Annotated in this window: 1 protein-coding gene; it reads right to left on the reverse strand. The window is 72.6% G+C overall.

Annotated elements, in window-relative coordinates; genetic code table 11:
* Positions 1-6183, reverse strand: a 6183-nt coding sequence (locus tag ABZ098_RS44785) for an amino acid adenylation domain-containing protein (RefSeq protein WP_356600850.1), incomplete at both ends; no start/stop codon positions are given.

Genomic DNA, 6183 nt, shown 5'->3' on the forward strand with positions numbered 1-6183 from the left:
AGCCGACCGCGCCCGCGCCACCACCTGAATCCCAATAATCGAATCCCCACCCAACTCAAAGAAGTTGTCATCCACCCCCACACGCTCCACACCCAACGCCTGAGCAAACGCCTCCGCCAACACCCGCTCCACCTCATTGCGCGGAGCGACGAACCGCGTCACGTCCGGACGGACCACATCCGGATCCGGCAGTGCGGCACGGTCGACCTTGCCGTTGGGTGTCAACGGCAGAACAGACAACTCCGTGAAGGAGACCGGGATCATGAACTCGGGCAGCCGGGACCGCAGGAACTCCCGCAGATCGGACACCGAGGCAATGCCGTGGACGGGATCGGCCGGCACCAGGTAGGCCGACAACCGGGCCGAAGTCCCCGCGCCGGACACGGCGACCGCCACCGACCGGACCTTGGGATGCGTGGCCAGCGCCGCTTCCACCTCGCCAGGCTCGATCCGGTAGCCACGCACCTTGACCTGGTCGTCGGCCCGGCCCAGGAACTCCAGCAGGCCGTCGGCGCGCCACCGCACCCGGTCACCGGTCCGGTACAGCCGCGAACCATCGGCGGCGAACGGGTCGGCGACGAACCGCTCAGCCGTCAACGCCGAGGCGCCGAGATAGCCTCGGGCCAGGCCCGTCCCGCCGATGAACAGTTCTCCGGCCACCCCGACCGGTACCGGGCCCATCGACCGGTCCAGCACGTACAGGCGGGTGTTGGCCAGCGGGGCGCCGATCGGCAGCGCCCCGTCCACCGCCTCCTGGGCCTCCAGGTCTCCCACGGGCAGGTGGGTGTAGGAGGTGACGTCGATGGTGGCCTCGGTCGGGCCGTACACGTTGTGCAGTGGCACAGGCAGCACCCTGGCCAGCGCGGCCGCGGTCCGTCCGGTGAGCTGCTCTCCGCCGCACACCACCTGGCGCACCCCCGTGCACCCGGCCAGGCCGGGGCGATCGGTGAGGAGTGTGAGCATGGCCGGGACGGTCGCCAGGACGCTCACCCGCTGCGCGGTCATGGTCTCGATCAGCCCGTCGACGTCCGCGACCGGTCCGGTCGCCGGCATGACGACCAGCGTGCCGCCCGCGGCGAGGCCCGGGTACAGCTCGATCCCGAACGCGTCGAAGCTCGGTGACGAGGAAACCAGCACCCGGTCGTGGTCCGTGATGGAGAACCGGCGGTTGAACCAGGAGACGTAGTTGGCCAGCGCGTCGTGGCCGACCATCACGCCCTTCGGCTGCCCGGTCGATCCGGAGGTGTAGATCACGTACGCCAACTGCCCGGGCTGTGGCGGCGTGGCCGCGGCGGGCTCCGCCGCGGCCACGGCCCGGCGCACGGCGGGGTCGTCCAGCGCCAGGACCCGCAGCCGCCGCACGGGCAGGTCGTCCACCGTCGCGGACGTACCCAGCAGGACCGCCGCGCGGCTGTCGGCCAGCATGAACGCCAGCCGTTCGGGCGGGTACGCAGGGTCCAGCGGCAGGTGGGCGGCACCGGCCTGCCACACGGCCAGCACCGCGACGGTCAGCTCGATCCCGCGGGGCAGGCACAACCCCACGATGGTCTCCGGGCCGACCCCGACCCCGCGCAGGTACCCCGCCAGACGGCCCACCCGCGACATCAGCCCGGCGTAGGTGAGAGACCGTTCCTCGCATGTCACGGCGATCGCGTCCGGATGGGCTGCGGCCTGTTCGGCGATCAGTTCGAGCACCCCGGCCGTCGGCCGGTGCTCCGCGGTGTCGTTCCATTCGACAGTGAGCCGGTGGCGCTCCGCGGCGGTCAGCATCGGCAGTGCCGACACCGGACGGCGCGTGTCGGCAGCGGCCGCGTCCAGGATCGTGGTCAGGTGTCCGGCCATCCGCTCGATGGTGGCCGCGTCGAACAGCGTCACCAGGTACTGGATCACTCCGGACAGCTCGCGCCCGTCGTCGCTGAAGATCATCCGTATGTCGAACCGCGAGATGGCGCCTGTCCACAGACCCTCGAGCACTCCGGGGTCCAGGTTCCGGGTCGGGCCGTCTTCGGTGATGAAGTAGTTGAACAGGACCTGGAACAGCGGGGCGCGGGAGCGGTCGCGTTCACTGACCAGCGCGTCGACGAGCTGCTCGAACGGCAGGTCCTGGTGGGCGTACGCGGCGAGCGTGGTGTCGCGGACCCGGCCCAGCAGCTCGGCGAAGGACGGGTCCCCGGAGAGGTCGGTGCGGAGCACCAGGTCGTTGACGAAGAACCCGATCAGGTCCTCGGTCTCGGCCCGGTTGCGGCCCGCCGCCGGGGTGCCCACCACGATGTCGTCCTGGTCGCTGTAGCGGCTGAGGAGCACCACGAACGCCGTGAAGAGCGTCATGAACAGGGTGGCGCCGTTGTCACGGGCGATCCGCCGCAGCGCGTCCGCGGTCCCGGTCGAAACGTCGAACGGCACCACGGCGCCCGCGCTGGACCGGACCGGCGGACGAGGCCTGTCGGTGGGCAGGTCCAGCACCGGGGCCCCGGCCAGCTGGTCCCGCCAGTAGGCCAGTTGGCCGTCCAGCACCTCTCCGGTCAGCCAGGACCGCTGCCACACCGCGAAGTCGGCGTACTGCACCGGCAGCGGCGGCAGCGGATCGGACTCGCCGGCTCGGGATGCCTCGTAGAGGGCCGCCAGTTCCTGCCGGAAGATCCGGTCCGACCACTCGTCGAAGGCGACGTGGTGGACCGACATGGCCAGGATGTGGCCGGCCTGGCCGAGGCGGATCAGGCTGGCGCGGATCAGCGGTCCGGCCGCCATGTCGAAGGGTTGCAGGGCGTCCGCCATGATCAGCAGGCGGGCCCCGGCCACCGGGTCGGGCAGGTCCGACACGTCCGCCACGGGCAGCGGAACCGGCCCGGGTGGGTCGACCACCTGGTGGCCGACCCCGTCCGGGCCGACGACCAGACGGGTGCGCAGCACCTCGTGGCGCGCCACGATCCTGTTGAGGGCCGCCTCCAGGCTCCGGACGTCCAGGTCCTGGCCCAGCGGCAGCGGCGTCGGCACGTTGTACTCGGTCGAGCCGGGTTCGAGCTGGTCGAGGAACCACAGCCGCTGTTGGCCGAACGACAGCGGCAGGGGCCGGTCCCTGCGCGCCGGGGTCACCGGTGGGGCGGCATGGTTCGCTGACGTGCCGTCGATGACGCTGGCGAGGCCGCGCACGGTGGGACGGGCGAACAGCGTGGCGACCGGCACCTCGGCCCCGAACTCCGTGCGGATCCGGGACACGACCCGCGTGGCCAGCAGCGAATGTCCGCCCAGCGTGAAGAAGTCGTCCTCGGCCCCGACCCGGTCCAGCCCCAGCAGCGCGGCCCAGATGCCCGCCAGCCGCTCCTCGGTCCGCGTCGACGGCGGCGTGTAATGGCCGTTCAGCGCGGGACGGAGGTCGGCGGAGGGCAGCGCGGCGCGGTCGAGTTTGCCGGTCGCGGTCAACGGCACCGCCGCCAGCTCGATGAAGGCGGCCGGGATCATGAACTCCGGCAGCCGCAGGGCCGCGAACCCGCGCAGCTCCTCCGGCGTGGGGATGCCTTCGGCGTGATCGGCCGGGACCAGGTAGGCCACCAGCCGCGCGTCCGCGCCGGTGCCGTCCACGGCGGCCACCGCCGAACGTACGGCGGGGTGGGCGGCGAGGACGGCTTCGACCTCCGCCGGCTCGATCCGGAATCCGCGCACCTTCACCTGATCGTCGGCCCGGCCCAGGAAGTCCACCTGCCCGTCCGGGAGCCACCTCACCCGGTCCCCGGTCCGGTACAGGCGCGACCCGTCGGCGCCGAACGGGTCGGCGACGAACCGCTGCGCGGTCAGTGCCGGGCGGCCCCCGTAGCCGCGGGCCAGCTGCGGCCCGCTGATGTACAGCTCCCCCGGCACGCCCACCGGCACCGGGTTCAGGAACGCGTCCAGCACGTACAGCCGTGTGTTCGGCGCCGCACGGCCCACCGCCGGCGCGCGCCGCGCATCGGGGTCCACCGGCCCGGCGGTCACCATGACGGTGGCCTCGGTCGGCCCGTACGTGTTGACCAGCCGCCGGTCCCGCGCCCAGGTCCGGGCCAGCGCGGCGGACATGCGTTCGGCCCCGGACAGCACCGTGCCCAGGCCCGGTACTCGCGCCGGGTCCAGGACCTCCAGCAGCGACGGCACCACGCTGGCCGCCTCCACTCCCAGCGCCGTCACCATCGCGGCGAGCCGGGTCGGATCGGCCCGCTCGGCTCCGGCCGCCACGACCAGCGTGCCGCCGCGTGCCAGCGTCGCCGCCAGGTCCAGCACGGCGGCGTCGAAGCTGAACGAGGCGAACTGCAGCACCCTGGTCCCGGGAGCGGCGCACAGCACCGGCCCGAGGGCGGCGGCGAGGTTCACCACACCGCCGTGGGTGAGGTGCGTGCCCTTCGGGACCCCGGTCGACCCTGAGGTGTAGACCACGTACGCCAGCGTGCTCGGCTCCACCCGGGCGCCCTCGGACCGGACCGGCGGCATCGCGAGCTGCGCCCGTACCTCCGGGTCGTCCAGCCACACCGCCGGCACGCCATCCCCGGCCGGGCCGCCCGTCGCCGAACGGTCCCCGACCAGAAGGGCCGCGTCGCCGTCGGCCAGCATGAACGCCAACCGGTCCGCCGGGTACTCCGGGTCCAGCGACAGGTACGCGCCGCCGGCCAGCCACACCCCCAGCACCGCGGTCACCATGTCCACCCCGCGCGGCAGGCACAGGCCCACCACCGACTCCGGACCCACCCCTCGCGCGCCCAGCAGGTTCGCCATCCGCCATGCCCGGTCCACCAGGTGTCCGTAGGTCACCTGGTGCCGTCCGCACACCACCGCGACCGCGTCCGGGTGTGCCTCCGCGCGGGCGACGATCAGCTCGGCCACCCCGCCCGCCGACGGCGCTGGTACAACCTCGCCGTGCCAGCCTCCGGCGACCTGCTGCCGCTCTTCCGCCGTCAGCACGGGTATGCGCGAAAGAGGACGGTCCGGATCCGCGGCCACGGCCCGCAGCACCGTCAGGATGTGCCCTGCCAGCCGGTCGATCGTGTCCGGGTCGAACAGCTCCGTGCTGTAGTCGATCTGGCCGGTCACGTCCGCCCCGCCGTCGGCCAGCGCCAGCGCCAGGTCGAACTTCACCTCCACCGGGCGCGGCGCGACGTCCCGGCCGGGCCGGGTGGCCTCCTCGTCCGGATCGGTGATGGCGTAGCTGAAGAAGACCTGGAAGAGCGGGGTGCGGGAGCGGTCCCGGTCGGTGACCAGGGCGTCGACCAGCTGCTCGAACGGCAGGTCCTGGTGGGCGTAGGCACCCAGCGCGGTCTCCCGGACCCGGCCCAGCAGCTCGGCGAAGGACGGGTCCCCCGACAAGTCCGTGCGCAGCACCAGGGTGTTGACGAAGAACCCGATCAGGTCCTCCGTCTCGGCCCGGTTCCGGTTGGCCACCGGCGTCCCGACCACGACATCGTCGGTGTCGCAGTAGCGGCCCAGCAGCACCTGGCAGGCCGCCAGCAACACCATGTACATGGTCGCGCCGTTCGCCCGCGCCACCTCGCGCAGCGCCTCGGCGGTCTCGGCCGGGACCGTGAAGTGTGTCGCCGTGCCCTCGGTGGACCGCACCGGCGGACGGGGCCGGTCGGTGGGCAGCTCCAGCACCGGCGCACCGGCCAAGACCTCCCGCCAGTAAGCCAGTTGGCCGTCCAGCACCTCTCCGGTCAGCCAGGAACGCTGCCAGACGGCGAAGTCGGCGTACTGCACCGGCAGCGGCGGCAGCGGATCCCGCTCACCGGTGCGGAACGCCTGGTAGAGCGCCGACAGTTCGCGCCAGAGAATCCGTCCCGACCATTCGTCGGAGACGGCGTGGTGCATCGACAACGCCAGCAGGTGCCTGTCGTCGGCCAACCGGATCAGGCAGGTCCGCAGGAGTGGTCCGGCCGCCAGGTCGAACGGCGTCACCGCGTCGGCCTCCACCAACTCCCTCGCCACAGCCAGGGGATCCACGACGCCACAAACGTCCACGACCGGCAGCGGCACCGGCGCCGGCGGGTCGATCACCTGATACGCCACCCCGTCCGGGCCCGCCACCAGCCGCGTCCGCAACACCTCGTGCCGCGCCACCACCGCATCCAGCGCCTTGCTCAACGCGGCCACGTCGAGATCACCGTGGAACCACATCGGCGACGGCACGTTGTACTCGACCGAACCCGGCTCCAACTGGCCCATGAA

It is taken from the genome of Streptomyces sp. NPDC006335 (assembly GCF_040612795.1).
Classification (GTDB): Bacteria; Actinomycetota; Actinomycetes; order Streptomycetales; family Streptomycetaceae; genus Streptomyces.